General features: G+C 71.1%; 28 protein-coding genes and 6 pseudogenes. 18 read left to right on the top strand and 16 right to left on the bottom strand.

Features of this window, described 5'->3' with window-relative positions; all coding sequences use genetic code 11:
• Positions 1–95: 95 nt before the first annotated feature.
• Positions 96–503: pseudogene (locus tag ACH4E7_RS38465) on the bottom strand (transposase); the annotation flags it as partial.
• 143 nt (positions 504–646) lie between these two features.
• Between ACH4E7_RS38465 and ACH4E7_RS38460 the strand changes: the two are divergent.
• A pseudogene (locus tag ACH4E7_RS38460) lies at positions 647–814 on the top strand (pirin family protein); the annotation flags it as partial.
• A gap of 397 nt (positions 815–1,211) precedes the next feature.
• On the opposite strand, the gene ACH4E7_RS38455 reads toward ACH4E7_RS38460, so the two are convergent.
• Positions 1,212–1,604 carry a hypothetical protein gene (locus ACH4E7_RS38455; RefSeq protein WP_396253837.1) on the bottom strand — a complete coding sequence of 131 codons (393 nt, stop codon included), beginning with the start codon at positions 1,602–1,604 and terminating at the stop codon, positions 1,212–1,214.
• 201 nt (positions 1,605–1,805) lie between these two features.
• Here ACH4E7_RS38455 and ACH4E7_RS38450 point away from each other — a divergent pair, with 201 nt between their 5' ends.
• Both ACH4E7_RS38450 and ACH4E7_RS38445 read left to right on the top strand, forming a co-directional pair.
• On the top strand, positions 1,806–3,059 hold the full coding sequence (locus tag ACH4E7_RS38450; RefSeq protein WP_396253836.1) for a Rieske 2Fe-2S domain-containing protein: 1,254 nt from the start codon (positions 1,806–1,808) through the stop codon (positions 3,057–3,059).
• A 757-nt stretch (positions 3,060–3,816) separates the two neighbouring features.
• Entirely contained in the window at positions 3,817–4,455 is a 639-nt protein-coding gene (locus ACH4E7_RS38445; RefSeq protein ID WP_396253840.1) for an endonuclease, read from the top strand.
• Between the two features lie 37 nt (positions 4,456–4,492).
• Here the strand turns inward: ACH4E7_RS38445 and ACH4E7_RS38440 are convergent, their stop codons facing one another.
• The 4 genes and pseudogenes from ACH4E7_RS38440 to ACH4E7_RS38425 form a co-directional block, all read right to left on the bottom strand.
• On the bottom strand, positions 4,493–5,044 hold the full coding sequence (locus tag ACH4E7_RS38440) for a hypothetical protein (protein WP_396253835.1): 552 nt from the start codon (positions 5,042–5,044) through the stop codon (positions 4,493–4,495).
• A 176-nt stretch (positions 5,045–5,220) separates the two neighbouring features.
• A complete protein-coding gene (locus tag ACH4E7_RS38435) occupies positions 5,221–5,862 on the bottom strand; it encodes a DedA family protein (protein WP_396253834.1) in 642 nt (213 codons plus the stop codon).
• A 321-nt stretch (positions 5,863–6,183) separates the two neighbouring features.
• A complete protein-coding gene (locus ACH4E7_RS38430) occupies positions 6,184–6,342 on the bottom strand; it encodes a hypothetical protein (protein WP_396253833.1) in 159 nt (52 codons plus the stop codon).
• Between the two features lie 115 nt (positions 6,343–6,457).
• Positions 6,458–6,964 (bottom strand): annotated as a pseudogene (locus ACH4E7_RS38425) (metallophosphoesterase); the annotation flags it as partial.
• Positions 6,965–7,045: 81 nt separating this feature from the next.
• Here ACH4E7_RS38425 and ACH4E7_RS38420 point away from each other — a divergent pair.
• Positions 7,046–7,366 (top strand): annotated as a pseudogene (locus tag ACH4E7_RS38420) (plasmid stabilization protein).
• Positions 7,367–7,625: 259 nt separating this feature from the next.
• On the opposite strand, the gene ACH4E7_RS38415 reads toward ACH4E7_RS38420, so the two are convergent.
• Positions 7,626–8,081, bottom strand: a complete 456-nt coding sequence (locus tag ACH4E7_RS38415) for an ATP-binding protein (protein ID WP_396253832.1) — start codon at positions 8,079–8,081, stop codon at positions 7,626–7,628.
• A 317-nt stretch (positions 8,082–8,398) separates the two neighbouring features.
• Between ACH4E7_RS38415 and ACH4E7_RS38410 the strand changes: the two are divergent.
• Positions 8,399–8,554, top strand: a pseudogene (locus tag ACH4E7_RS38410) (DUF6328 family protein); the annotation flags it as partial.
• Here the strand turns inward: ACH4E7_RS38410 and ACH4E7_RS38405 are convergent.
• The 5 genes and pseudogenes from ACH4E7_RS38405 to ACH4E7_RS38385 all read right to left on the bottom strand — a co-directional run.
• Positions 8,544–8,645, bottom strand: a pseudogene (locus ACH4E7_RS38405) (Hsp70 family protein); the annotation flags it as partial. The pseudogenes ACH4E7_RS38410 and ACH4E7_RS38405 sit on opposite strands and share 11 nt — an antisense overlap.
• A 97-nt stretch (positions 8,646–8,742) precedes the next feature.
• Positions 8,743–9,204, bottom strand: coding sequence for a hypothetical protein (locus ACH4E7_RS38400; RefSeq protein WP_396253831.1), 462 nt, complete (start codon positions 9,202–9,204; stop codon positions 8,743–8,745).
• Positions 9,201–9,596, bottom strand: a complete 396-nt coding sequence (locus ACH4E7_RS38395; protein WP_396253830.1) for a hypothetical protein — start codon at positions 9,594–9,596, stop codon at positions 9,201–9,203. Before ACH4E7_RS38395 ends, ACH4E7_RS38400 begins: the two co-directional genes overlap by 4 nt.
• A 165-nt stretch (positions 9,597–9,761) precedes the next feature.
• Positions 9,762–10,343 carry an aconitase family protein gene (locus ACH4E7_RS38390; protein WP_396253829.1) on the bottom strand — a complete coding sequence of 194 codons (582 nt, stop codon included), beginning with the start codon at positions 10,341–10,343 and terminating at the stop codon, positions 9,762–9,764.
• Between the two features lie 5 nt (positions 10,344–10,348).
• The gene (locus ACH4E7_RS38385) at positions 10,349–10,615 is read right to left on the bottom strand and encodes a hypothetical protein (protein ID WP_396253828.1); all 267 of its coding nucleotides are present in this window, start codon (positions 10,613–10,615) and stop codon (positions 10,349–10,351) included.
• Positions 10,616–10,781: 166 nt separating this feature from the next.
• Here ACH4E7_RS38385 and ACH4E7_RS38380 point away from each other — a divergent pair, with 166 nt between their 5' ends.
• From ACH4E7_RS38380 to ACH4E7_RS38355, 6 genes are all read left to right on the top strand, one after another.
• Positions 10,782–11,126 (top strand): hypothetical protein, encoded by a 345-nt coding sequence (locus tag ACH4E7_RS38380; RefSeq protein ID WP_396253827.1) that lies wholly within the window; start codon positions 10,782–10,784, stop codon positions 11,124–11,126.
• Complete coding sequence (locus tag ACH4E7_RS38375) at positions 11,099–11,449, top strand: DUF6296 family protein (RefSeq protein ID WP_396253826.1); 351 nt, start codon at positions 11,099–11,101, stop codon at positions 11,447–11,449. Before ACH4E7_RS38380 ends, ACH4E7_RS38375 begins: the two co-directional genes overlap by 28 nt.
• Positions 11,450–11,645: 196 nt before the next feature.
• Positions 11,646–12,311, top strand: coding sequence for an LLM class flavin-dependent oxidoreductase (locus ACH4E7_RS38370; protein ID WP_396253839.1), 666 nt, complete (start codon positions 11,646–11,648; stop codon positions 12,309–12,311).
• Between the two features lie 5 nt (positions 12,312–12,316).
• The gene (locus ACH4E7_RS38365) at positions 12,317–12,484 is read left to right on the top strand and encodes a hydrophobic protein (RefSeq protein ID WP_396253825.1); all 168 of its coding nucleotides are present in this window, start codon (positions 12,317–12,319) and stop codon (positions 12,482–12,484) included.
• Positions 12,485–12,581: 97 nt separating this feature from the next.
• Positions 12,582–12,938, top strand: a complete 357-nt coding sequence (locus tag ACH4E7_RS38360) for a PRC-barrel domain-containing protein (RefSeq protein ID WP_396253824.1) — start codon at positions 12,582–12,584, stop codon at positions 12,936–12,938.
• A gap of 16 nt (positions 12,939–12,954) precedes the next feature.
• A complete protein-coding gene (locus ACH4E7_RS38355; protein WP_396253823.1) occupies positions 12,955–13,122 on the top strand; it encodes a hypothetical protein in 168 nt (55 codons plus the stop codon).
• A 322-nt stretch (positions 13,123–13,444) separates the two neighbouring features.
• On the opposite strand, the gene ACH4E7_RS38350 is transcribed toward ACH4E7_RS38355, so the two are convergent.
• Together ACH4E7_RS38350 and ACH4E7_RS38345 are read right to left on the bottom strand one after the other, a co-directional pair.
• Entirely contained in the window at positions 13,445–13,942 is a 498-nt protein-coding gene (locus ACH4E7_RS38350) for a DUF6328 family protein (RefSeq protein ID WP_396253822.1), read from the bottom strand.
• Between the two features lie 213 nt (positions 13,943–14,155).
• Positions 14,156–15,217 (bottom strand): PHP domain-containing protein, encoded by a 1,062-nt coding sequence (locus ACH4E7_RS38345; RefSeq protein ID WP_396253821.1) that lies wholly within the window; start codon positions 15,215–15,217, stop codon positions 14,156–14,158.
• A 59-nt stretch (positions 15,218–15,276) separates the two neighbouring features.
• On the opposite strand from ACH4E7_RS38345, the gene ACH4E7_RS38340 reads away from it, so the two are divergent.
• Positions 15,277–16,917 carry a CHAD domain-containing protein gene (locus ACH4E7_RS38340; RefSeq protein ID WP_396253820.1) on the top strand — a complete coding sequence of 547 codons (1,641 nt, stop codon included), beginning with the start codon at positions 15,277–15,279 and terminating at the stop codon, positions 16,915–16,917.
• A gap of 389 nt (positions 16,918–17,306) precedes the next feature.
• On the opposite strand, the gene ACH4E7_RS38335 is transcribed toward ACH4E7_RS38340, so the two are convergent.
• Both ACH4E7_RS38335 and ACH4E7_RS38330 read right to left on the bottom strand, forming a co-directional pair.
• The gene (locus ACH4E7_RS38335; RefSeq protein ID WP_396253838.1) at positions 17,307–17,462 is read right to left on the bottom strand and encodes a CsbD family protein; all 156 of its coding nucleotides are present in this window, start codon (positions 17,460–17,462) and stop codon (positions 17,307–17,309) included.
• Between the two features lie 644 nt (positions 17,463–18,106).
• The gene (locus ACH4E7_RS38330) at positions 18,107–18,418 is read right to left on the bottom strand and encodes a helix-turn-helix transcriptional regulator (RefSeq protein ID WP_396253819.1); all 312 of its coding nucleotides are present in this window, start codon (positions 18,416–18,418) and stop codon (positions 18,107–18,109) included.
• A gap of 481 nt (positions 18,419–18,899) precedes the next feature.
• Between ACH4E7_RS38330 and ACH4E7_RS38325 the strand changes: the two genes are divergently transcribed.
• From ACH4E7_RS38325 to ACH4E7_RS38300, 6 genes are all read left to right on the top strand, one after another.
• Complete coding sequence (locus ACH4E7_RS38325; RefSeq protein ID WP_396253818.1) at positions 18,900–19,331, top strand: STAS domain-containing protein; 432 nt, start codon at positions 18,900–18,902, stop codon at positions 19,329–19,331.
• A gap of 618 nt (positions 19,332–19,949) precedes the next feature.
• Positions 19,950–20,726: a hypothetical protein gene (locus ACH4E7_RS38320; protein ID WP_396253817.1), complete on the top strand. Its 777-nt coding sequence runs from the start codon at positions 19,950–19,952 to the stop codon at positions 20,724–20,726.
• 6 nt (positions 20,727–20,732) lie between these two features.
• Complete coding sequence (locus ACH4E7_RS38315) at positions 20,733–21,926, top strand: SRPBCC family protein (RefSeq protein ID WP_396253816.1); 1,194 nt, start codon at positions 20,733–20,735, stop codon at positions 21,924–21,926.
• Positions 21,927–21,932: 6 nt separating this feature from the next.
• Positions 21,933–22,355 carry a gas vesicle protein GvpJ gene (gene gvpJ / locus ACH4E7_RS38310; RefSeq protein ID WP_396253815.1) on the top strand — a complete coding sequence of 141 codons (423 nt, stop codon included), beginning with the start codon at positions 21,933–21,935 and terminating at the stop codon, positions 22,353–22,355.
• Entirely contained in the window at positions 22,355–23,122 is a 768-nt protein-coding gene (locus ACH4E7_RS38305; protein WP_396253814.1) for a GvpL/GvpF family gas vesicle protein, read from the top strand. The genes gvpJ and ACH4E7_RS38305 overlap by 1 nt, the downstream gene beginning before the upstream one ends.
• Before the next feature lie 23 nt (positions 23,123–23,145).
• The gene (locus ACH4E7_RS38300; protein WP_396253813.1) at positions 23,146–23,397 is read left to right on the top strand and encodes a gas vesicle protein GvpG; all 252 of its coding nucleotides are present in this window, start codon (positions 23,146–23,148) and stop codon (positions 23,395–23,397) included.
• Positions 23,398–23,765: the final 368 nt, after the last annotated feature.

Below are 23,765 nucleotides of genomic sequence, written 5' to 3'. Positions count from 1 at the left end.
CCCGGTGCCCGGAGACGGGCACGCCGGGTTCGGGAGGCGGCTCGGGGAAACCCACTGGTGGAGACACCAGCAGGGCGCCCCGAGTCGACCTCACCGACGCCTCGCCACGCCTTCAGCTTGTTGATCAGGCGCTCGACGGTGTTCCGGTCCTTGTAGAGCTCGGCGTCGTGGCTGACGGGTCGACCGCCCGTGCTGCCCTTCTTGTTGCGATTGGCGCTCTGGTCGGCTTTCTCCGGGATGACGGCCTTGATGTGGCGTTTTCGCAGGTGATTGCGGTTGCCTCGGGGCGAGTGGGCTTTGTCTCCGGCGACCGCGTCGGGCCGGATTCGGGGACGGCCGACCGGCCCGCGGACCCGGACTTTCCGCAGCACGGGAATGAACTGCGGGCTGTCGGCGGCCCGCCCCTCGGTCAGCACGAAGGCCAGCGGGCGACACCTGCGCTCGCCGGCGATGTGGACCTTGCCGGTCTGCCCGCCTCTGGAGCGTCCGAGCAGGGCAGCCCTACGCCGACCAGGCGACGGCCGAACCGGTGGCCGTCGAACCACCCACACCCGTCCTGACCAGGTAATCAACGCCTCCCGCGCAGCGGGGGAAGCTCACACCAGGCCCCTGACCTGGGGCGAACCGTGAATCCCGTGATACGCGGTGGAACTTCATCGGGCGGTCGAACGACGATATCGCCCAAGCCCGCGAGGACTGGATGAACTCCGTGAACTCCGACCGCTTCGGCGAGGTCCACGGCTACCCAGGCGACCGCCTCCCCGCCCCCGAACTCCCCGCCACACCGCTGAAAGCACGCGGAAGGGTGCGCTGACCTGCGCATTCGACAGGCGGTGAGTCAGCGACCCGAGCCACTTGCCCCCCTGCCATCCCGTGCGAACCCCGGACCAGCCCGTTCGACGCTCGCCACCACGCTCGACGCATCACACGGTTCGACCATCCGTGACAGCGTCTGGCAGGACCAATGCTGACCCTATGCTGACTTTGCCGACGTACCGTCAGGCCGATATCGGGTGCTTGACGCGCACATCGCGGCCAACACATTCGAAGGTGGCCCGGCCACCACCGGTGGAGCCGGTCAGGACAGGGGTGACGGTATGCCGGGGGGGTGGCAAGGGCCAGGGCGAATGCTGATCCGTGCGCTGCGACAGAGGCAGGCTCGATCGGCGGCGCCGGGCAGGCCGGTCGCCGCAGGCAACCTCACGACGGCGTCAGACCGGCCCCGCAGTGCAGGTTCCATCGCCTGCACGCCCGGACAGTTCGGTGGCCGACAGCGGACGCACGTCCAGCCGCCAGAGAGCAGCCGCGGGAAGGCTCCGGGTGCGACGGCCGATCGCCAGGCCGGTGGCGTGCCGGCGGTCGAGCAGGTCGGCGACCGTCCGGGCCAGGGCCGTGCGGTCCGGCGCGACGGACGCCTGGAGCGCCAGGAAGGCGAGCAGGGTGGGAGTCGGCGAACCGGCACCCGCCGACGAGCCCGCATAGACGCTGAGGGCGGTGCAGCCGTACGGGTACGTGCGCGGGTCCCCGATGGCGACGGCCCGCACGCCGCAGCGCCGGGCCCGGTCCGCGAACCGCCCGAGGCGGCCGGGGTCGAGCCGGACCACGATCTGCCCTCGCCATGGCAGCGGATCCGGGCGCGCGGCCCGCCGCCCGCCTCACCTTGGGCGCGCTCCAACGCCAACAGCTGTGGGAGGTCGCGGCCAGGATCTCGACTGTGCCGTCGTCATGCGAGGTACTCACGGCGGCGCCCACGCAGTCCGCGACGGCGACCCCTCCTCAGGGCCGGGGACACACGATTGCGAACGGTGGAGGCTCAAGACGCCGATGCCGGAGGCCCCGAGGTGGAGCGGGGCGGCGTAGTCGCTCCGCAGCATCCCGTCGGCGGGGGCGGCCGAGGCGAGGTCCACCACCAGGACCGGCCAGCAAACCTCGGTCGTTCGGTGGCGGCCCGCTCACCGTCGGCGCGCCGCACCCCGGAGGCGCTGGTGCACTGGGAGTTCCTCGACACCCCGGCCCGGCCGCTCGTCGACGCGGTCGAGGCCGTACCGCTCGGAGCCGCGCTGGCGGGCTGGGTGGACTGGGCCCGGCTCGACCCGCTGCGGCGGCGCACCGGGCTGGTGCACGCGCTCATCAACACCACCGGCGTGCTGCGGTACGCCGGTTCGTTGGTGGCCCGCGGCTGCGGGCGGCTGCTCGGCCTGGCCGGGCTGGCCGCCGTCTCGGGTGGCGCCGCGCTCGGCGGACACCTGTCTTACCGGCAGGCCGCCGCCCCCGACCGGGCCGCCGCCGTGCCCCCGCTGGCGCCCGCAAACCGGGTCGGGCTCGGCCCGGTCGAGGAGTTCCCCACCAGCGAGCCCGTCCGCCGGAGGGCGGGCGAGCTCGTCGTGGTCGTGGTCGTGGTCCGCGATGCGGAGCGCTGCCACGTGCTCGCGGAACGCTGCGCTCACCTGTCCGGCCCGCTCGCCGAGGGCGCCGTCGTCGACGGCTGCCTGCGCTGCCCGTGGCACGGCAGCGAGTTCCGGCTGCGGGCCGGCCAGGTGGCCCGAGGCCCGCCACCGCACCGCAGCCGGTGCTGGAGAGCCGGTGCTCTCGGGGCACCTGGAGGTGCGGCTGCCCGGAGCCGGTTGACCGGCCGCCACCGTCCGGCGTTTCAGCCCCACGGCCGGGGGCAGCCGCGCGGGGAGCACTCCAGGAGGAGCCATGACCGCCGTCGTCCCAGATCTCCCGCCCCACTCCAATGTGCCGAAACACCGGAGCCGCACCGGGATCCGGGTCGCCGCCGTTCCCGCCGGGCGCGTCTATGTCCGGCACCTGACCGCGCTGACGGCCCGCGACCCGGTGCGGCTGCTGCCGGACCCGTGCCCGCGCGGCACGCCCCGCAGCCGGTGGGGCTGGTGGCCGCCGGCGATGCTGGACCCGGACTGGGTGCGGAGCCACCACGACGAGTTCGACGTGTTCCACCTGCACCAGGGCTACGAGAGCGCCTCCCCCGCCCGGCTCACCGAGCTGGTGTGGCTGCTGCGCCAGCTCGGCAAGCCGCTGGTGTTCACCGTGCATGACCTGGAGAACCCGTACGAGGCCTCGCCCTCCGGCCACCTCGCCCGGCTGGACGTCCTGGTGCCCGCCGCACAGCAGCTGATCACCCTCACGCCCGGGGCCGCCACCACGATCGCGGCCAGGTGGGGACGCCGGCCAGTGGTGCTGCCGTACCCGCACATGGTGGAGCCGCACCTGTTGGCCCGGCCCCGGCCCCGGCGGGCCTGGTTCAGCATCGGGGTGCACCTGAAGAACCTGCCCGCGAACGTCGCGCCGCTGCCGCTGGTGAACGTGCTAGCCAGGACGGTCGCGGACCTGCCGGACACCCGGCTCTGGATCGACCTGCACGCGGACGTCCCGAACGACGAGGTGCTCCGGCGGGTGACCGCCCTGGCCGAGCGGCCGCAGATCGAGGTGCGGCGCCAGCCGTACCGGGACGACGGCCGCTGGGCGCAGTCCCTGCTCAACCTGGACCTGGTGGTCCTGCCCTACCGCTTCGGCAGCCACTCCGGCCGGCTGGAGGCCTGCTTCGACCTCGGCACCACGGTGCTCGCACCGAGCTGCGGCCACTTCGCCGAGCAGCAGCCCTGCCTGACCTATCGGCTCGACCGCTCCGGGCTCGACACCGACTCCCTCACCGGGGCCGTCCGCGCCGCGCACGCCGCCCGGACCGTTCGGCGGGCCGACCTGGTGCGGCGCGCCGCCGAGCGCCAGTGGCTGGCGATGTGCCACCGCGGCCTTACCAGGCGCTGCTCGCCCGCGCGTAGAAGGGTGTGCACGATGACGGTCGACACCACCACATCCCGGCTGCTCTCCGAGCACGGCCGGACATACGCCGAGGAAGCCGGCATCACGCTGCGGGACAAGCCGTCGCCGTTGTACCGGCTACTGGTCCTCACCGTGCTCTGTTCCATCCGCATCAGTGCCGAGACTGCCGCCAAGGCCGCCCGGGAGCTGTCCGCCGCCGGGTTCCGGACGCCGCACGCGATGGCCGACTCCGAGTGGCAGGACCGGGTGGATGCACTGGGCCGGGCGCACTACGTCCGGTATGACGAGAGCACCGCGACCGCCCTCGGCGAAGGCGCGCAGCTGGTGCTCGACCGCTGGCACGGCGACCTGCGCAGGATTCGGGACGAGGCCGACGGCGACCCCCGGACCCTGCGGCAGCTGCTGCGGGAGGTCCCGCGGATCGGCCCGGTCGGCGCGGACATCTTCTGCCGTGAGGCCCAGGCGGTGTGGCCGTGGCTGCGCCCGTACTTCGACGACCGGGCGTGCGGGGCGGCCAAGGACCTCGGGCTCCCGCACACACCCTGTGGTCTCGGACGCCTCGTCCCGCCGAAGGACCACGCCCGCCTCGCCACCGTCCTGGTCCGGGTCAGCCTGTCGAAGGACGCGCTGGAGCAACTCCGGGCCACGTGACCGCGCGCCTCAGGCGGCCGCGCGCAGGTCGTGGCATTCAGCGCTGCCAGAGGAACGCGGCCTCGCGGCAGGGCCGGCAGTTGAAGACGTAACCGCGGCCCCCGCCGCCGAAGTTCGCGGAGGTGGCGAATTCATGCCCCTCCTCCAGCTCGGCCGTGAATGTCATGCGGGTGGCGCAGCTGGGACAGCCCGGGGTCTCGTCGTCCTGGATCCAGTCAGGCTCGCCGCCCAGCCGTCCGAGGACCGGCTCCTCCGTGGGTTCGTCGGCGGAATGGCCGCGCAGCGCGGTGACCGCGCCAAGCAGCGTCTCGCCATCGGCCGGGGCCGTGGCCGCAGTGAGCTCGCCGGAGAACACGTACGCGCGGTTGGCGCCGGCAGTGGCGTCCCACGCGTCGCACATCCCGGGATCGTTCTGGCAGAAGAACACCGCGACCACACCGCTGTCGAGGGGCAGCTGGGCGAGGAACTGCATGGCCCCACCGCACTCGCGGCACCTCGGCCAGACGAACCCATTCGGGACCAGCGGAACTCCGCCGGTGCGCGGCCCGGGCGCGTCGGCGGTGGTCTCCCCGTCGTAGATCAGCAGCACGGCCACACCCTAAGGTTCATCCTCCGGGTCAGGGACCGGGGGTCCTGGTCCTGCTGGACGACGGCGGCGGACCCGATACGGACGTCGATGGCCCGTCACGGTGCCGGGGCGGAGTCGATCGAGGTCGGCGAGGACGCGGCGCTGACCGTCCGTGCGGCCGGTCGGGGTCGCACGGTTCAGGGATTTCGTCCGCCGCTGTCGTCCGACGGCTCATGATCCCGCGAACGGTGCCGCCGCAGGTACCAGACCAGCAGGGCGATAGCGACGATCACGGCGATCGCGATGGCGGCGACCCCGCCGACCATTCCCTCCACCCTGGTGTAGGCGACTCCGGCGAAGTAGCCGAGGAGGGTGAAGCCGACGCCCCAGGCGACCCCGCCGAGGGCGTTGTAGAAGAGGAACCGGCAGTACGACATGCGGGACATCCCGGCCAGCGAGGGCACCAGCGGGCGGAAGAAGGCGATGAAACGGCCGACGAAGACGGCGGCCGGCCCGCGCCGGCGGATCAGGTCCCGTACCGTGCCGACCTGCTTGGCATGGCGCCGCAGCGGGCGGGTGCGAAGGATCGGTGGACCAAGGTGACGGCCGATCTCATAGCCGGCGGAGTCGCCGAGGACGGCCGCGCAGACCACGACCAGGACCATCCAGCCGAGGGAGGCACCGCCCTGGTGGGCGATGAAGCCGCCGAGGACGGCGGCCGTCTCACCGGGGATGAAGAAGCTGAAGAACAGGGCATCCTCGGTGAAGACCATGCCGCCGATGACCGCGTACACCACCGGGCCGGACAGTCCGCGCAGCCAGTCGGTGATCGAGTGCATCGGCCACACCTCGTCGGCGATCGTGCCTCTTTTCGCCCTGATGTCATTCTTATCCCATGCCGACCACGTCGGGCGGGGAGGGGACGGCACGTTCCGGGACGCTGGGGTGGTCGGCCGACGGCGGCGTCTGGCGCCAGGCTGCCGGGCACCGCCCTCGGGCGGCCGTCGACACTGCCCTGGGAGCCGACGGCGTCATCGGCCGCCACGCCAGTTGCCACTCTGGGAGCAGCCTGTCCGCCGCCGGAACCTCACACAGAGCCCGAGCGGTGCGCTGGCGAACGACCTTCTCCGCCTTGGTGTTCGTCGTGCTGCACTTCTGGCTCAGGCCGACTTCGCCATTCCGGTACGGGCGACCGGGCGGGCAGTGCGCAGCAGGATCGCCCCTGCCCGGGTGGCGCGGGCGGTGGTGAGAGCGGCACGGTGGCGCTGTCGCTGTTGGTGGGCGTGCCGGTCGGCGTCGGTGCTCTGAGGATTCCTCATGGTGCTCGCCGAACACCGGCAGGGCCATGCCGTCGAGGCGGCCCGCTGGTTCGAGGCCACCCGCGGGCTCTGCGGCCACTGCTGGAATGCGCCGTCCGGCCGGCCCAGTCTGCCGTCAGCTGACCGGCGCGCGCAGCCGGTAGACCGCGAAGGCCCTGCCGATGACCGGCTGAGCGACGTTGCGCACCCGGACGCCGCAGGCGGTGAGACCGCGCTCGGTGCCGAGGTGCGCGTGGCCGTGGACGGCCAGGTCCGCCCCACCCACGTCGATCGCCTCGGCGAGCAAGTAGCTGCCCAGGAAGGGGTAGATCTCGGGCGGCTCCCCGGCCAGGGTGTCCGGCACCGGAGCGAAATGGGTCAGGGCGATCCGCAGATCGCACGCCTCGGCCGTCAGCCGGTCGAGCGCGGTACGCAGGCCGTCCGCGCATTCCCGGCTGTGCCGGATGAAGGCCTTCATCTCGGGTTCCCCGAACTCGCTGCCGCTGCGACCGGCGAATCCGCCGCCGAAACCCTTCGTCCCGGCGACACCGACCAGCCGGCCGTCCACCCGGACGACGGTCGACGTGCGTTCCAGCACCTGCAACCCGTAGGAGGTCAGGATCCGGGTGACCTCGTCCGGTCGACCGGCGTCGTAGCGTTTCTTGCGATTTGTTCGGGTATACGCGCCCAGGCAACGACCTCGATCCTGAGAGGAGGAGCGGTCATGCCCCGAGGATCCAGCCCAAGCGGGAGCGCCAGTACGAGCACATCAAGGAAAGCGCGCTCGACCGGGGGAGAAAGTGAGAAGCGGGGCAAGGAGATCGCGGCCCGAACGGTCGACAAGGAACGCGCCCGGCACGGCGAGTCCAAGAGCAGGAGCCGCAGCTCGACCCACGACATGCCGTCGAGTCGCCGCGGCGGACAGTCCCACCAGGGCGTCCAGGGCCCGACCTACGACCAGCTGTACAACGAGGCCAAACACCGCAACATCAAGGGCCGTTCGAAGATGAACAAGCGCCAACCGGCCCACGCGCTGGGCCGCTGAGCGCGCCCGGCCCGTTACCCGACGAGCCCGACCGGCACTTCCGACGAAGGTGCACCATGACCATTCCGACGCCCCCGGATCCGGACACCGAACCGATCCCCCACCCCAACCCCGCGCCGCGGCCGGGCGAGGACCCCGATCCGACGACGCCCCCGCCGCCCATTCCGCCGTTCCCCACGCCCGAGCCCTACCCGGACCCCGATCCGGCACCGCCACCCGAACCGCACCCCGGACAGCCCTGACGGACCGCAACGCGAGGTCAAAGCGGGGATGGCACCTCCAGCCAAACCAGCTTCCCGCCGCCCTCGGGCACGCTGCCCCAGGCGCGGGAGAGCCGGTCGACCACTCGCAAGCCGTGCCCGCCCGGCCGCCCCGGGTCGACGGACGGACGCAGCCGCGGCGGCACCGGGCTGGCGTCGGCGACCTCCACCCGCAGCCGGGCGCCGTTCCAGTTCAGCCGCAGTTCACGCGGCCCCCCGGGGGCGTGCAGGCAGGCGTTGGTGACCAGCTCCGAGACCATCAGCAGGACGTCCTCGGCGGCGTCCCGCTCCTCGTCGTCGACGGCGGGCAGCCAGTGCCAGGACCGCAGCGCCTCCCGGCTGAACTCACGGCCGCGCTGCACCGCGCCCTCGCCGCCGGCGAACGCGAGCCGCTTCGTCTCCCCGGTGGCTGCCGTTGGTGCTCGCCCGGGGCGGTGCGTGCTGGGTCCCCTCACGTCGATCCGGGGCTTCCGCCCCTATCCCTCTCGCCCCTGTCCTCGGACGGCCCGCCGGCCGAGTTCAGCGCCGACTTGAGCTCCCCCTCAGCCCTGGCGGGATCTTCGGCTGGCCGTGGCATGGCGCGCTCCCTGACCAGCCGGGATGGCGACGTGCCGTCCCGACCATCATGCCGCGCGGCGCGGACGATCGGGTGCTCAAGGGCCGTCGTCCCGGGTGCGGCCGGGCACACCACTTGATCCTCGTCCATGCCCCGCGTTTGCCCACGACCATCGTGGCTACACGCGCCCACGTACAGAAGGCGGAGGCGATCAGCATGGCGACGCCGGACAGCGGCCGCGACGACCGCGTTCTCCGGCCCCGGGTCGGTCGGCGGGAGTCGCCCGAGGAGCGGGCAAACCGGCGCTGGCGCGACCTGCTCCAGGAGGTGCTGGTCGCCCAGACCGGCTCGCAGATTCTCTTCGGGTTCCTTCGGTGTTCGCGATGACGGTCGGCTCACCGCCCTCCAGCACGCAGACCACCGAGTTCGTCGTCCCCAGGTCGATACCAACCGCGCGTGCCATCGCCAGACCTCCTCTCTCGCGCTTACCCCAGGAGGAAAAGCAAAACGTGAGCCCCGCCCCCGGGGGGGGGCAAAGCCCATGTCCCAGGGGCAGCACGTCAGAAGAGCACCGGCGCCTCCGACGGCCCGGTCTCGGGCCGGCGGGCTCCGGCACCGCCCGTATCCGGCTCCTGCTCTGCTCCGCGCTCTGTCAGCGCCGTCCGGCGCGCTGCAGCACGTACCGAGGCCACCGTGTGCGGGGCCTGCGGGGACTGGACGGCGATCCGGGCGAACGGCGAGGGTCGACCCAGGTCGACCTGGACGACTGCCCCACCGGCGCGCGGGCGCAGGGCGAGGAAGTCCCGCCCGCCCGGATGCCGCCAGACCCCCAGGCACAGCGTGTCGGGAATCAGCAGCCCCCGCTCCCTGAAGCCGCGGAACACCCGCCACGGCTCCCGCAGGACCGCCACGTCCTCGACCGCCGTCAGGGGTACCCGCACGGACGCGGTCCTGGTCACCAGCCGCTCCCACCAGGAAAGCCGGAGCTCCAGGTCACCGCCCTCGACGGTCAGTTTCGTCATCGCTCACGCCTCCTCCCCTCGGGCGCCATCAGCCTCTCCCCGTCCCGGTGGCTGCGTGTGGGCCTGGGCGTCGAGCGAGGGCGCGCGTGCCGATCGGGCCGGTGGCCCGCGACGTCGGCGATCGGCTGACGCGGCGTGCCGTGCAGCCCCAGTGGCGTCGGGATCAGCCGACGTGCCAGAAGGTGCCCCACCCAGGGACGTTCGCACTCCGGACAGGGCAGCGCGCCCTCGGGGGTGTACGGCGAGTCCACCGGCGTGCCGCCCCGGACGAAGTACTCCCGGTCCCGCCCGTCGTCATCACAGTAGTGCTGGGCTTCGTAGCCGGTGCTCCACTGGTGCCAGCAGTGGCCGCAGGTGAACTCCACGCGTTCCAAGGCCAGTTCCGTGACCAATGTCGACACCTCCTTCGTCGACGCGACTCACTGTGGCTTCCGTGCTGCCCCACCGCGCGGCACTCGCCGCCCGTCGAACAGCGACCCCGCCCTATCAGGCCGTATACCTCTCATTGCAGAATCCGAACACCCGACGGCCGGACCGGGCCGAAGGCACGCCGTGCGTCAGGGCCACGCGAGTGGGGCCCCGCCTCCCACGGGCGCCGCAGGAAGTTCGGGGGCGGTACTCGGCCCGGCCGGGACAGCGCTCGTGCCGTGCGGAAGCCGCCGCACCCGGCGCCGGTGATCAGGATGCGCGGGCGTGGCATGACGGCGCGGGAAGGTGCGCAGCGAGTGGCGGCCGGAGGCGGGGGCCTGGCCCATGCCGATGCAGCCCAGGCAACCGGCCTGGTGGATCCGGGCGCCGGCGGCGATCAGGTCGAAGGCGGTGCCGGTGCGCAGCAGGTCCTGCAGCACCTCGCGGAAGCTGGGGTTGACGTCGAAGCTCAGTCCGGCGGAGGTCTGACGCCCGTGGAACATGGCCGCGGCGACGGCGTAGTCGCGCACGCCCGGCTTGGCGGAGGAGCCGAGCACCACCTGGCCGATCAGGGTGCCCGCCACCTCGCGGACCCGGACGACGTTGCCGGGCGAGCTGGGCCTGGCGACCAGCGGCTCCAGGGCGGAGAGTTCGATCCGGTCGGTGAAGTCGTAGCAGCACCCCGGTTCGGCCGTGATCCGGCGGAAGTCCTCCTCACGGTACCCGGCCACGGCGGTCACCGGGTGCGCAGGGCCTGCTCGCACTCGTGGCAGCGCCGCTCGGCCAGCAGGGGCGGATACCACGGCTCGCCCGGCCGGGTCGGCCGGTAGTGCGTGTGCTCCATGGAACCGCTCTCCAGCCCGCAGAGCGTGTACGGCTGAGGGTCCTCAGGCACATCGGGATCGGCACCGGCGGCATGCACCGCGATCACAGCAGGTCCGACACCCTCCGGGCCAAGCTCCCCTTCCGGCTCCAGCTCGAAGAGCACAATGATCGATCCCATGCGTCGAGGCTCGGGCACCGCCGACGCTCCCACATCCGGGGTGGGCCGTCCGAGATCGGGCGAGCTCCTCGTAGGACAGGCTGTCGGATCCTGCTCACCGTCGGGCATTCGTCGGGATGGCCTCCCCCGACGGCGCGGAGGCCCGGTACGACGTAGTGTCCGTGACATGAATGGCCACAACGCTGCCGTCCAGACCGTGGGGGTCCGGTCCCTCCAGGAGGTCTTCGACGCGCTGGCGCAGACCGACGGCCTCCCCGCATCCTCCGGCGGCTACCGGCTCGGCGTGATGAATGCCTACCGATGGGCGCTCGGCACCCAGGTCGCCGGTCCCATCACCCGCGCGGCCGCCGTGGGGGACATCATCCCCTGCCGGACTCAACTGCTGGCCGAGTGCCAGGCCGCCGTCGTGGAGATCCGACACGGAGCACCGGCACAGACCGATCCCGACTACGCACTCGGCGCCTACGAAGCCATGGCCTGGCTGTGCGGCCACCACGACGAACACCCGTAGGAACCGGTCCAGCACCTCCGGCCATCCGCCACGTCCCGCTCGACGTCCAGGGGCCGCCTGCGTACCTGGCGGCCACGGCGAATGCCGTCTGCAGATACCTGCTCTGCCTGCGCGACGCCACGGGACGCAACCGGACGGTCCCGGTGGCTATTACTGGCCGCCTCGGCCTCGCCGGCCACCCGGTGTACGCCGACCAGGACGGCACGGTGCAAGTTGAGCCGGCGGCACTCGGCGGGCGGGGCGACGTCGTCCGGGCGACGATGACGATCAGCAACGGGATGAACGTCACGAAGAACAGCGCCGCGAACGCCATCGAGCGCTGAAGCAGTTCCGATCGACCGTCATGACCGCGGGCTGCGGCGTTCGCCGCGGGACCACCTCACCGGGGGCGGGCAGTTGCGGCTGTTCCTCAGGTGAGCGGGACGACGAGTAGGAGCAGCGCGTTCCCGCGCAGGGCGGCGGCGTAGTCGTGGTGGTCGTCGAAGGGGCCTGAGATCAGCAGGATGCTTGCGCGCCGCTGTGCCGCCTCGCACCAGCGCGGCCAGGTGCGCGCGACGTCGGTCTCGTAGCAGGGGTGGCCGCGGTGGAGGATGCGGACCCGCTGGTGTTGGAAGTCTGCGGTCCAGTCGGGGTACGGGGTGTCCCAGTGTCGTATCGGGGTTCGGTCCGAAGGCCGCCAGGCTGGCCGGGCGGATCGGGGACGGGTTCGTCACCATGACCCCTGACGCGGACCTGGTGGGCGCCTTCCGTCACGGCGGCGGGGAAGGCAAGAAGGTGGTGGGCGGGGTGAAGGTGTGCTGGAGCAGCAACCGGGAGAAGGCCGTCGACGTGGTGCACCGGCTGTGGCCGACCGAGCTGCTGCCCGGCGAGCTCGCCCAGATCCTTCCCACCCCGGCGCATTTCGAGCAGGCCAGCAAGCTGGTCACCCGCGACATGGTCGCCGACGCCGTGACGTGCGGCGACGACGCGGAGGAACACGTGGAGACGGTGCTCGCCTATGCGCGCGCGGGCTTCGACGGCGTCCTGAGTGCAGTGGAAACGCCGAAGGACGCGGCCCGCGTCGCCGCATCCCTGGCACCGGCCAGAACAGGCCGATCCTCGGCGATCTACGCCGAGGGCAGCCCGGGCGGCGCGTCTACGCATCATTCGTGCCGAGCCGGGCAAACGACCGGACGAGGAAGGTGATCGCCATGGTCGCGCTGTTGCTGGTTCTACTCATCATCCTGGTGCTGTTCGGGGCAGGATTCGCCCTCCACATTCTGTGGTGGGTGGCGCTGGCCGCCTTGGTGCTGTGGCTGCTCGGCTTCGTCGTCCGCGGCGCCTCCGGATCCGGCCGCGCCCGCTGGTACCGCTGGTGACCGACTGCGCGCTCTATCAGGGCTTCGAAGCCTTGGTCGACCTGTCCGCAGGTGGAGTACCACGCCAAGGAGCGAACGGGCGAACGGAGGCCGGTGGATGATTCAGATTGCCGATATCCGGGAGTGGCGCGAGCACAACGTCGTCGACGCGGACGGAAAAAAGATCGGCACCCTGGAGTCGGTCTATGTGGACACCGCCTCCGACGAGCCGTCTTTCGCGACGGTCACCGTCGGTCTACCCACCCGCCACCGGCTGGTCTTCGTCCCGCTCGGCGGGGCGCAGGTCGGCCCCGGCTACCTAAAGGTCGCCTTTGCCAAGTCCCTGGTGAAGAACGCCCCGGCCATCGACACCGATGGCGTACTGCCAGCCGAGCAGGAGCCGGACGTCTTTGCGCACTACCAGCTGGAATACCTGCCGGGCGCCGGCGGAGAACGCCGCCTGGCCAGGCGCTGATCGACGGGAGGATCGGATGGTCTGGGTGCTGTTGCTCGTCCTCGCGGCGGTCGTCCTCGGCATCGTCGGAGCCGTCGCCCATGGACTGTTTTACCTGCTCATCGTCGGCGTGCTCGTCTTCGTCGTCGCGCTCGTGGTGGGCGCCGCCCGCTTCCGGCATTCCGGCCGCCGTCCCGTGCGCTGAACGCCGCTCCCGTGGCACCGGTGCTGCGGAGCTCCATTGTGGAAGTGTCCGGCACGGCTGCGGTCCGCCGTCTCGAAGCCGAGACGGACCCGTTTGCACCGGCGTGCGGGCCGGCCTTCCCCGCGCGCCATGCGGTCACTCTGCCAGGCACACCCGGAGCACCGCCGGAGGTCTTTGTCGTCTACTCCATCGGCGAGGTCACCCCGGACGGCGCGCCGGATCACCGGGGAGGTTGCCCGGCCGCTGGGCGTTGCCTGGATAGGGCCAACAAGACACCTACCCGCACGCCGTCCCACGAGGTGACCCTCGGAAGGCGAGAAATTCATGCCCCGGGTCGTACCGCTCGACGTTTGCCCGCGCGCAGTGCGATCCAGGGCAGCACGAGCCAGCAGACGACGAACCAGAACACCACCGCGCCCGCGACCGCCCAAGCGGTCGCCGATCCGGTGGCGACGTGCAGGAGCAGTGCCAGGGCGGCGCCGACGGTGATGCCGAGCAGAACCAGCCCCAGGACGATCATCTTGGCGCCGGCGCGAACGAGTTCGGGCATCATCTGGTGTCCGGCCAGGAAGCGGTGGAAGGCGACCGGGGCGATCAGCGTGCCGGTGGCGACCGCACCCAGGACAACCGTGACGTCGTACAGCGTCCGATCTGCGGGACTGATCTGGGTGAACCGGGGAGTGAACACCACGCTGATCAGGAACCCGAAGAGGATCTGCGCGCCGGTCTGAGCGACACGCACCTCCTGGAGCATCTCCTCCCACTTGCGGTCCGCCTTCTCCTCCGACTCTTCCTTCCCGTCCTTCCCGTTCTCGCTCACTATTTACGTAGTCCTTTCGCCGTACCTGTCCTTCCGTCCCCATGATTCGCCATCGCCCCCAACCGTGCGCGGTCAACCGCGCGCTGTGGGTGGTGTGCGCCCTTCGATCGGACCGTCGTTCCGAGGCCGAGTTGCTCGGTGCGGGGCCACGCTGCCCCGCTCGTGGCCGTCAGTGTGGGCGTCCACCTGCAGGCAGGGTGAGCCGTGTCACGTCTACCCCGAGGTGGAGCGCCCGGCCGGGGTCCGGCCCGGCCGGGCGGTAGCAGGCTCCGCGGCTGTGCGCCCTGCGGTCCAGCTCAGCAGCCGCCCGATCGGCCAGGTCGTCACCAGTCGGTCCGGGCCCAGGCCGGCCCGCGCGGCGCGGGCGTACCCGGTGGACTGCCAGTGCAGTTGCTCGGGGGCGTGGGCGTCAGTATCCACGGCGAACAGGCAGCCCGCCTCGGCCGCCAGCAGCAGTAGGTCGTCGGGTGGGTCGCGCCGCTCGGGCCGGCAGTTGATCTCGACCGCCGTGCTGCCCTCGACACAGGCGGCGAAGACGGCCTCGGCGTCGAACGGGGACTGCGGTCTGCCCCGGCCGGTGATGATCCGGCCGGTGCAGTGCCCGAGTACGTCGGTGTGTGGGTTGCGCGCCGCCGCCACCAGGCGGGCGGTCATGGGCCCAGGTTCTGAGCGGAGCTTGGAGTGTACGGAGGCCACCACCACGTCGAGCCGCGCGAGCAGGTCCTCCTCCTGGTCGAGCGAGCCGTCCTGAAGGATGTCGCACTCGATACCGGTCAGCAGCTGAAAGCCTGGGCCGAGGCGGGCATTGACGGTGGACACCTCCTCCAGTTGGCGCCGCAGCCGTTCAGGACTCAAGCCGTGGGCGATCGCCAGGCGCGGCGAGTGATCGGTCAGCACGGCCCAGCTATGTCCCAGGGCACGGGCCGCCTCCGCCATCTCCTCGATCGGGCTGCCGCCGTCCGACCAGTCGGAGTGCAGGTGGCAGTCCCCCGCGCCAGCCGCCGCCAACCCCCAGCCGACCCGGGCGGCTGGCCCGGTCTGTGCCTCCAGCCGGGCGAGATAAGCCGGAACCTCGCCCACGGACGCCTGGGCGATCACCTCGGCGGTCACCGGGCCCACCCCAGGCAGCCGCCGGGCCAACGCCGCGTCGATCGGGCCCGGCGGCAGGTCGCGGACGGCGCCGGCCGCCGTATGGAAGGCGCGCACCCGGTACGGGGAGGCACCGCTCCACTCCAGGAGGAAGGCGATCCGCCGCAGCGCTTCGACCGGATCCATGCCTCCAGTGTCCCGCGGTCTTCACGCTTGGCCGCAGCTGGCGCGGGCAGGCGCAGGGCATGAGCAAACACCATGTGGAGACGGAGCGGAAGTACGACGGGACCACACTTCCCGAACGGCTCGACCGGGTGCCCGGTGTCGCGACCGCTCAGAACGCCGAACCCCAGGACCTCGACGCCATTTACTACGACACCCAAGACCTGCGCCTGCTGCGTCGCCACATCACCCTGCGTCGGCGCACCGGCGGCAGCGACGCCGGCTGGCACCTCAAACTGCCGCGCGGCGACGATGTGCGCCAGGAGATGCGGCTGCCGCTGGCGGCCGGCGGCCCCAACGACGTCCCGGCCGAACTCGCGGGACTCGTCACGGCCTTCGCCCGCGGCACCAACCTCGCCCCGGTCGCACACCTGCACACCCGCCGCGCCCAGCTGCTGCTGCGCGACGACCGGGGAGACACGCTCGCGCAGATCACCGAGGACCGGGTCGCGGCCCAGATCCTCGACGCCAAACGTGTGCCGGTCGCACCCCCGGGCGATCAGGCGGCTCTCGCCGTAAACGACACGGCCGGAGACCGGTCCGAAGGTGCAGCCGGCCCGGCGGGCGGGACCAGTACAGAGGTCAGTGGGTGGACCGAGTTCGAGGTCGAGCTGGAGCACGGCACACCGACCCTGTTGAACCGGATCGAGACCGTGTTCGCCGACGCGGGGCTGGTGCGCTCGGCCTGGCCTTCGAAGCTTTCCCGGGCGCTCGGCAAGCCCCGCAGTTCCGAGGACTGCTTGGCCGGGTCATCGCGCGCCCCGGCGGCGGGGTCGGCCGGCGCTCTCGTCATGGACGCCTTCCGGGCCCAGCGCGATGCGCTCCTCGCCCGCGATGCGGCCGTGCGCAGCGGCCAGGCGGACTCCGTACACCGCATGCGGGTCACCGCGCGCCGGCTGCGGAGCCTGCTCAAGGCCCACCGGCGGCTCTTCGAGCGCGACCGCGCCGGGCCCCTGGCCGCGGAACTGCGCTGGCTCGGAAGGGTACTGGGCCGGGCCCGCGACCAGGAAGTACTCGGCGAGGAACTGGTCAACCTGCTGGACGCCGTCCCCGCCCAGCTACGCCAAGGCGCTCTACGCGGCCGACTCACCGAACGCTACGCCGAGAGCTACCGGCAGGCCTGGCAGCAAGCAGTCGCCGAACTCGACGGCGCACGCTACTTCGCCCTCCTGGACGGCCTCGACGCCTTCGCCACCGACCCGCCACTACGCCACCGCGCGAACCGAAAGGCGCGCGGATACTTGTCCGGCGCCCTGCGGCGCGAGCAGCGCCGGACCATGAAACGTCTCGACCGCGCCCTGCACACCGAGCCGGGCCCGCACCGCGACCAGGCACTGCACCACGCCCGCAAGGCCGCCAAACGCGCCCGCTACACCGCAGAGCACGCCCAATCGCACATCCCGCGCCGCACGGCGAAACGAACAGCGAGGTTCGCCGCCCGTCTGAAGAAGCTGCACAAGGTGCTGGGCACCCACCAGGACAGCGTGGTGACCCTACAGGAACTGATCGCCCTCGAAAGCCAGAACACCTGCAGCAGCGAGCGGCACGCCTTTGCCTACGGTGTCCTCTACGAACGCACGCGGCACACCGCCGAAGCCGCACAGAAGCACTTGCCGAAGCTGCGCCGCCGGGCGGGTCGCCGCAAGCTCACCCGGCTGCCCTGACCAGCGCGCCGCACGTGTCGTTCGGCATGACCCAGAGCTTGCCCCAGCGGGCGCATGGAGCCGCGACCGAGCGCGGCCCGGAACATCGCCCTGAGCCAACGGCCGGCTCGCCTGGAACCTCTAGGACTGGATCGGGGAGAGGTTCCGGTCTACCCGCTGCCGACCTCGTGTTCGGCCTCATGGTCACCGCCCAGAACAAGCGGCCGACAGTCCTCCACCCACCCGGCCACACGACCGCAGCCGATGGTGGGTGCGAGGCCTGCTGGACGGCGTATCGGGCGCGAGTGGCAGCGGCGCGCTCCCCTGGTCCGGTGAAGTCGAGGGCACACACAAGCGAGGTCCGTCTCCCAACACTAGTGCCGGGAGGCGGACTTACCTTCAGTATTTGGTCAGTGCTTGAGGGCATCCTTTGCCTTCTGGCCAGCCTGGAGCATGTCGCCCTTGACCTGCTCGGCTTTTCCCTTGGCCCTGAGGCTCTCGTTTCCGACGGCCTTGCCGATGGTTTCCTTTGCCTTGCCCTTAACGGTCTCTGCCGTGTGTTCCATCTTCTTACCTGCGCCCACGACCGTCCTCCTCATGAGCTCGGTGTCCTGCGCTGCGTCTGCCCCATGTCAATACGTTCATGCTCGGAATCTATGGAATTTAGCGCGGTGGCCGCCCATGGGCGTATCTGGGCGGTCTCTGGCTCTGCCGCGCGGCTCGAAGAGATTAGGGCGCACCAGCTGCGCCGGACCGGGCAGCTCTGAGGCGAAGAGCCCGCTCCTGACCGCACGGACGGGAGAAGACGGCCCGGTAGGACAGACGGCGAGGACGGGTCACGCCGGGCGGCGGAGCAAGGCGAGGAGACCGCAACGAGTCGCAAGCGCCGGCAGCGCAGGGACGGGGAGAACCGGGACCGGGAGGCTGCAGACGAGAGAAGCGGGACCACGGAACTGCGGCCGCCTCGCGGTGGCGAGGGACGAACCGCCCAGGGCCGAGCGCACCCGGCGGCGCGCGCCGTCGCACGGCCGCACCACCGGCTCAACACGCACGAGCATCACCAGTTGGGACGCGTCTTCCAAGACCAGCGATTCCCATGCGAGGAGATCGGACGATGGCTGAGACGACAGGGCGAAGAAACGCGAATCCAAACGTGCGGGTGACACGACTCGGAACCGGATAGCACAAACCCCGGCGCCAGCCGCCTGTTTCATTGGCCGTTGACGGGGTGGCGCAGGAGAGTGGCGAGAAGTTCGGAGACGGTGGGGCCGGCATCGGCGGGGTGGCGCAGTTGTTTGCTGGCGATGACGCTGTAGTGGTTGGTGCGGCCGCGGCGTTCGTGGCTGAGGTATCCAGCCTCTTCGAGGTCGGTGATGATGCGCTGGACGGCGCGCTCGGTGAGCAGGCAGCAGATGGCGATGTCGCGGACGCGGATGCCAGGGTCGCGGGCGATCTGGACCAGCACGCGGGCGTGGTTGGTCAGGAAGGTCCACTGCCGCTCGGTCGCCGTACCGTTGTCCATACCTCCATGGTAGGACGACTGTTTCACGGCTGTCGAAACACGACAGCGGATTCGCGCAATGGTTGACATGTCTGGCAAACGGGCGAACAGTGGAAGGAAAGCCGTCGTATTGCCTCGACGGCGGATCCGTGCGGCGGCCTCGTCTGGAGATGGTGCGCGTGGAGCCGATGAGCAGGGAAGGGCTGGAGCAGCTCAGGTCCCTGCTGGCCGATCGGATCGGCGCGCCCTGTGAGCATGGTGCGGACGCGGGCCGGGTGGAGCCGCTGCGTCGGCAGGCGTGCCATGCCATGACCGCCGTAGATGCTTATCTCAGCGCGGTCGAGGCAGGCAACTGCGCTGCGGTGGGACTGCGCGAGCAGGCCCTGGACCTGTGGCAGGACCTGGAGCGGATCGCGTCCGCGTGGCCTCAGCCGGATACTCTCGCCGGCGAGGCCCGAGTGCCCGCGCAGCCTGGTCCGTGTGCTCTGCGGAGGAGGATCTTGTGCTGCCCTGCCTGAAGTCGGAGACCGTCCGGGTCGGCGACGCGCTGGTGTGCTCCTTCACCGGCGACATGATCTTGGACAGCGAGCTTGTCGCCGCCCAGGCCCTGACCGCCGCTCTCGACCAGCACCCGGGCCTGCTCGCGGTCGATCTGTCCGGCGTGGAGCTGTTCACCTGCACCGGCCTCAACCTGCTTCTGACCGCCCGTCGGCGCGCCATGGCAGAGGGCATCGCGCTAGTGCTGATCGCCCCCTCCGCGATGTCGGTGCGGGTCCTGGAGATCACCGAGGCCGCGGCGCTGTTCCCGGTCCACGCCACCGGCGAGGACGCCCTTCGGCATCACTCACCGCGCACGCCTCCTGCCTGTGCCTCCGGGTTCGGGGACGACACCCGGCTCGTCGCCGCGAAACTTGCGTCCGGGTCGGCGCGATGATGCGAGCGGTCCGCCAGACCACGGTCTTCGCCAAACGGACGGCGCCCAGATCGTGCTGCGGTATGCCTCTCATGGTCAGCCGGCCAGGCGCGCCGCCCCGCGGTTACCCGCTGCCAGGCGGTGCGCGAGATCGCCGCGGACCGGTGCCTTCTGGTCGACCACGAGGTGTGCCGGCTCGCCCGCTTCCCCGGCTGCGGACCCGATTCCGTGGCTCGACGACCTGGCACACCCCAAGGCCGTCGGCCATCGGAACAGCGCCGACCGCACTGCCGCGCCATGGTGCCCACCGACCTGTAACAGCCCTGTGCGCAGCCGGGGTTCACCCGAACCGCCGCCTGACGAGCCGTTCGAAGGACGTACCGACTCGATGCGCGGCAGCAAAAGAACGAGCAGCGACAGAACGATGACTTTCTGTCGCCAGACAGAATGTGAAACGCAGTCCACAAGGACCCGATGATGGCCTGACCTAGGGGATTCAATGGCGACCGATCAGTAGCAGGCTGGAATCAGGGACGCCCCGTTTGTCCGGGCTGGATGGGGGTACACAGCCGGGCCGAGGAGCGGCTCTCCTACCGGAGAGGGCCGGGGCCGTTCAGGGACTCTTCAGGGATATCGACCATGAACAACGCCAAGCTTGCCGTCGCTGTGGGCGCGGGCTACCTCCTCGGGCGCATGCACAAGGCCCGATGGGCGCTGGCTCTCGCGGGCATGGCGGCGGGCAGACGTCTGAGTGCCAACCCCGGGGTGCTCCTCGGTGAGGTGCTGGAATCGTCGCCCCAGCTTCGTCAGCTGGCCGGCGACGTGCGTGGGGAACTGGCCAAGGCGGGGAAGAAAGCGGCCATAGCCGCAGCGAGCAGCCGGGTCAGCGCGCTAACCGACCAGTTGAAGCAGCGGACCGAGGACCTGCGCGCAGGAACTGTCAGTCACGGCGAGGAACCGGAGGAGGAGCCACCCGAAGAAGAACCCCAGGAGGAGGAGCAAGACCAGGAGAGCGACGGCGAGGAGAAGCGGCCGCGCTCGCGACAGAGCGCCTCCCGCTCGACGGCGTCCACGCGCCGCGCGACGCCGGCAGCGTCCAAGCAGCGGGCATCCGCGTCCTCGACGAAGAAGGCCGCTCCCTCGCGTTCCCGCGCAGCCAGTAGCGGCGGCGCGACGCGCAAGAGCACGGCCTCCTCGCGGCGGCCGGCAAGCAAGTCCGATGAGTCGAAGGCCCCGGCGAAAAAGGCTGCCGCCCCGCGTAAGACGACGGCCGCGAAGAAGACGGCTTCGGCTGCACCCCGCAAGGCTGCGGCCTCCTCAACCTCCGGTCGTAAGGGCACGGCGGCGGCGAAGAAGGCCCCGGCGACGCGCAAGACCACGAGCACCCGCGCCTCGACGGCGCGTAAGCGGGGGTGAACGACGATGGCCGAGCAAACCAAGAAGGATCAAGGCCCGCTGGGACTGGGTGAACTACTGGAGGCCCTGCCCACCGACAGGCTGATACAGCAGGCGCGCGAACTGGCTGCCGCTGCCGGAGAACGGGCCGTGGCGGCGGCGAGCGACAAGGTCGCCGAGGCCACCAGTCGACTCGTCGACTACGCAGAGTACGGCCCCTCGGGCGGCCACGACGACGGCGAAGGCGGTGGGACGTCTCCGATGCGGATGCTGCTGGGAGCGGGCGCGGCAGGGTTGAAGCAAATTGTCGGCAACAAGCTCACCGGTGGCAGAGGCGGGGGAGGCGGCAAGGGCGGCAAGCTCAAGGTCACCAACATCGTCGAGGAGATCGAGGTCGGGGTCCCCGTGCGGGTGGCCTACAACCAGTGGACCCAGTTCCAGGACTTCCCCCGTTTCACCAAGCGGCTCGAGATGGTGGAGCAGGAGTCCGACGAGAAGATCTCGTGGAAAGCCGGGATCTTCCTTGCTCACCGCACCTGGGAGTCGACGATCATCGAGCAGGTGCCGGACGAGTTGATCGTCTGGCGCTCCAAGGGCGACAAGGGCTATGTCGATGGCACGGTCACCTTCCACGAGCTGACGCCGAACCTGACCAAGATCCTCTTGGTGCTGGAGTACCACCCGCAGGGCCTGGTCGAGCGCGTGGGCAACCTGTGGCGGGCCCAGGGTCGGCGGACACGCCTGGAACTCAAGCACTTCCGCCGCCACATCATGACCCGCACCATCCTCGATCCGGACGCGGTCGAGGGTTGGCGAGGGGAGATCCGCGACGGCGATGTCGTGCTCTCCCACGAGGAAGCCCTCGAGGACGAAGGCGCCGAGGGCGAGTACGACGAAGACGAGGAGCAGGAAGAGCGGGAGCCGCGAGTCGGTGGCGAGGACGAGGAGGAGTCCGAGGCGTACGACGAGGACGAGCCCGAAGACGAAGACGCCGAGGCCGAGGACTGGGAGGACGAGCTGCCGGAGGACGAGTACGACGAGGAGGGGGAACCCGAGGGCGGCTCCGAGGACGAAGACGAGACCGAGGGCCAACCCCAGGAGTACGACGAGGAAGAGGAGCCGGAAGACTACGACGAGGACGACTACGGCGCCGACGAGGACGAGGACGACGCGCGGACTGCCTCAAGATCCCGCAGGCGCACGCCCGCACGGTCGCGGTGAGCCGTCATGACCGTCGCCCCACGTCCCAGCCACTACCTGGACCGGCCCTCACCGAGCGGTCTGGTCGACGTCATCGACCTGATCCTCGACAAGGGCCTGGTCATCGACATCTACATCCGCGTCTCCCTGGTCGGTATCGAGCTGCTGACCACCGACGCGCGCATCGTGGTGGCCAGCGTCGACACGTACCTGCGGTTCGCCGAGGCAGTCAACCGCCTGGACCTGAAGGAGGACAAGAGCGGGGGACTACCTGAACTGATGCAGGACATGCGCCAGGGTGGGACCGGGCGCAAGACGAAAGGCGCGCTCGAGGGCGTCAAGGAAACGGTCAGCGAAGTGATCGACCGGGTCAAGGGGGACGACGAGGAACGCGAGCCCCGGGAGCGGCCCCGCTCCCGCTCCCGCTCCCAGCGTAGGGAGCGCGAGTGATGAACAGCCGTACTCCCACCGACGAGCAGGCCTGCTACGTGTACGGGATCGTGACGTCGGACGCCGACCCCTCCGGGTTGGAGGGGATCGGCGACCCGCCCGCGCCGGTGACGCTGGTGCGGCACCGGGGCATCGCGGCACTGGTCAGCGACGTGGCGACCGACGGCCCGTTGGGCACCGCCGCCGACCTACAGGGCCACGCCCGTGTCCTGGACACCCTGGCCACCCGCGGCGCCGTACTGCCGCTGCGCTTTGGCGCGGTGGTCCGCGACCTCGAAGCCGTGGCCGACGAACTACTCGCCCCCCACGAGGAAGCGTTCCTGAGCGCACTGGAGGACCTGCGCGAGACCGCCCAGTTCACGCTGCGCGCCACCTACCGGCAGGAGCGCGTCCTGCGGGATGTGCTCGCCAACCGGGACATCGCCCGGTTGCGCGAGGACGTCGCCGCCCTCCCGGAGGAGGCCACCTACTACGAGCGGGTCCGTCTCGGCGAGATGATCGCGAACGAGATCGCCGCCCACCGCGAGTCCGACACCGCGATCGCCCTGGAACGTTTGGAGCCGCTCGCCGTGGCCGTCAGCGCGGCCACCGACGCGGTCGGTGACCAGGCAGTCAGCGCCTCGTTCCTCGTTGCCAAGACCAACTGGAACGGGTTCGAGGCGGCAGCGGAAGACCTGGCCCGCGACTGGGCGCAGCGCACCACGGTGCGGCTGCTAGGCCCGCTCGCCCCCTACGACTTCGTCACCGAAGCCGTGGCCGACACCTGACCCGCGGAGCAAGGAGACGAGTCATGAGACTGATCACCGGTCTGCTCACTCTTCCGCTGCCTCCCGTGCGCGGGGTCGTCTGGGTGGCAGAACAGCTCAACGAGCAGGCCCACCGGGAGCTGACCGACCCTATGGTCATCCGCGCCCGGCTGGCAGACGTGGAAGCCGCCCGCGCGAGCGGCACGATCAGCGATGAGGACGCCGCCGCACAGGAGGAGGAGCTAGTACGGCGCCTGTGGCAGGCCAAGGGCGCCGCCGGAGGTCTGGAGGTGTAGATCCGTGCCTGAACACGAGCCACGCCCCCGCAGCCCCGCACCGCCCCGGGACCCCGAAGATCCCGCGCCGCGCCGCACCGCCACACGTTCCGAGCCCGCCCGGCCCCGGCGGCGTCCACCGGCGCCACCCGACCAAGAGGACGAGGCTCCGACCCCCCGCGACGCCGTCCGCCGCCCGACGCGGAGCCGCGCCCCGCACCCCGCCGCCCGCCCGAACCGCCCGAACCGCCCGAACCGCCCGAACCGCAGGACGAAACCGCACCTCCTGCAACACCCCGGCGCCGTGCCGCCCCCGCCACCCGCCGAGCCGACGCCGATACCCGGCCCAAGGACGAAGACGGACCAACCCCGTCACGACGCCGAAGCAC

The sequence above is a fragment of the Kitasatospora sp. NPDC018058 genome (genome assembly GCF_044327205.1).
In the GTDB taxonomy this organism is placed as follows: domain Bacteria; phylum Actinomycetota; class Actinomycetes; order Streptomycetales; family Streptomycetaceae; genus Kitasatospora.
Note: the sequence above shows the minus strand (reverse complement) of the source record. Positions and strands in the feature narration are given on the sequence as shown.

Bases quoted from the DNA above. Each gene is read 5' to 3' on its own strand.
- ACH4E7_RS38435 (WP_396253834.1), bottom strand. From the start codon at position 5,862: ATGCACTCGATCACCGACTGGCTGCGCGGACTGTCCGGCCCGGTGGTG.
- ACH4E7_RS38385 (WP_396253828.1), bottom strand. From the start codon at position 10,615: ATGGGATCGATCATTGTGCTCTTCGAGCTGGAGCCGGAAGGGGAGCTT.
- ACH4E7_RS38340 (WP_396253820.1), top strand. From the start codon at position 15,277: ATGAGCAAACACCATGTGGAGACGGAGCGGAAGTACGACGGGACCACA.
- ACH4E7_RS38365 (WP_396253825.1), top strand. From the start codon at position 12,317: ATGGTCGCGCTGTTGCTGGTTCTACTCATCATCCTGGTGCTGTTCGGG.
- ACH4E7_RS38430 (WP_396253833.1), bottom strand. From the start codon at position 6,342: ATGAGGAATCCTCAGAGCACCGACGCCGACCGGCACGCCCACCAACAG.
- ACH4E7_RS38355 (WP_396253823.1), top strand. From the start codon at position 12,955: ATGGTCTGGGTGCTGTTGCTCGTCCTCGCGGCGGTCGTCCTCGGCATC.
- ACH4E7_RS38330 (WP_396253819.1), bottom strand. From the start codon at position 18,418: ATGGACAACGGTACGGCGACCGAGCGGCAGTGGACCTTCCTGACCAAC.
- gvpJ (WP_396253815.1), top strand. From the start codon at position 21,933: ATGACCGTCGCCCCACGTCCCAGCCACTACCTGGACCGGCCCTCACCG.
- ACH4E7_RS38315 (WP_396253816.1), top strand. From the start codon at position 20,733: ATGGCCGAGCAAACCAAGAAGGATCAAGGCCCGCTGGGACTGGGTGAA.
- ACH4E7_RS38345 (WP_396253821.1), bottom strand. From the start codon at position 15,217: ATGGATCCGGTCGAAGCGCTGCGGCGGATCGCCTTCCTCCTGGAGTGG.
- ACH4E7_RS38400 (WP_396253831.1), bottom strand. From the start codon at position 9,204: ATGACGAAACTGACCGTCGAGGGCGGTGACCTGGAGCTCCGGCTTTCC.
- ACH4E7_RS38320 (WP_396253817.1), top strand. From the start codon at position 19,950: ATGAACAACGCCAAGCTTGCCGTCGCTGTGGGCGCGGGCTACCTCCTC.
- ACH4E7_RS38300 (WP_396253813.1), top strand. From the start codon at position 23,146: ATGAGACTGATCACCGGTCTGCTCACTCTTCCGCTGCCTCCCGTGCGC.
- ACH4E7_RS38335 (WP_396253838.1), bottom strand. From the start codon at position 17,462: ATGGAACACACGGCAGAGACCGTTAAGGGCAAGGCAAAGGAAACCATC.
- ACH4E7_RS38380 (WP_396253827.1), top strand. From the start codon at position 10,782: ATGAATGGCCACAACGCTGCCGTCCAGACCGTGGGGGTCCGGTCCCTC.
- ACH4E7_RS38445 (WP_396253840.1), top strand. From the start codon at position 3,817: ATGACGGTCGACACCACCACATCCCGGCTGCTCTCCGAGCACGGCCGG.
- ACH4E7_RS38305 (WP_396253814.1), top strand. From the start codon at position 22,355: ATGAACAGCCGTACTCCCACCGACGAGCAGGCCTGCTACGTGTACGGG.
- ACH4E7_RS38360 (WP_396253824.1), top strand. From the start codon at position 12,582: ATGATTCAGATTGCCGATATCCGGGAGTGGCGCGAGCACAACGTCGTC.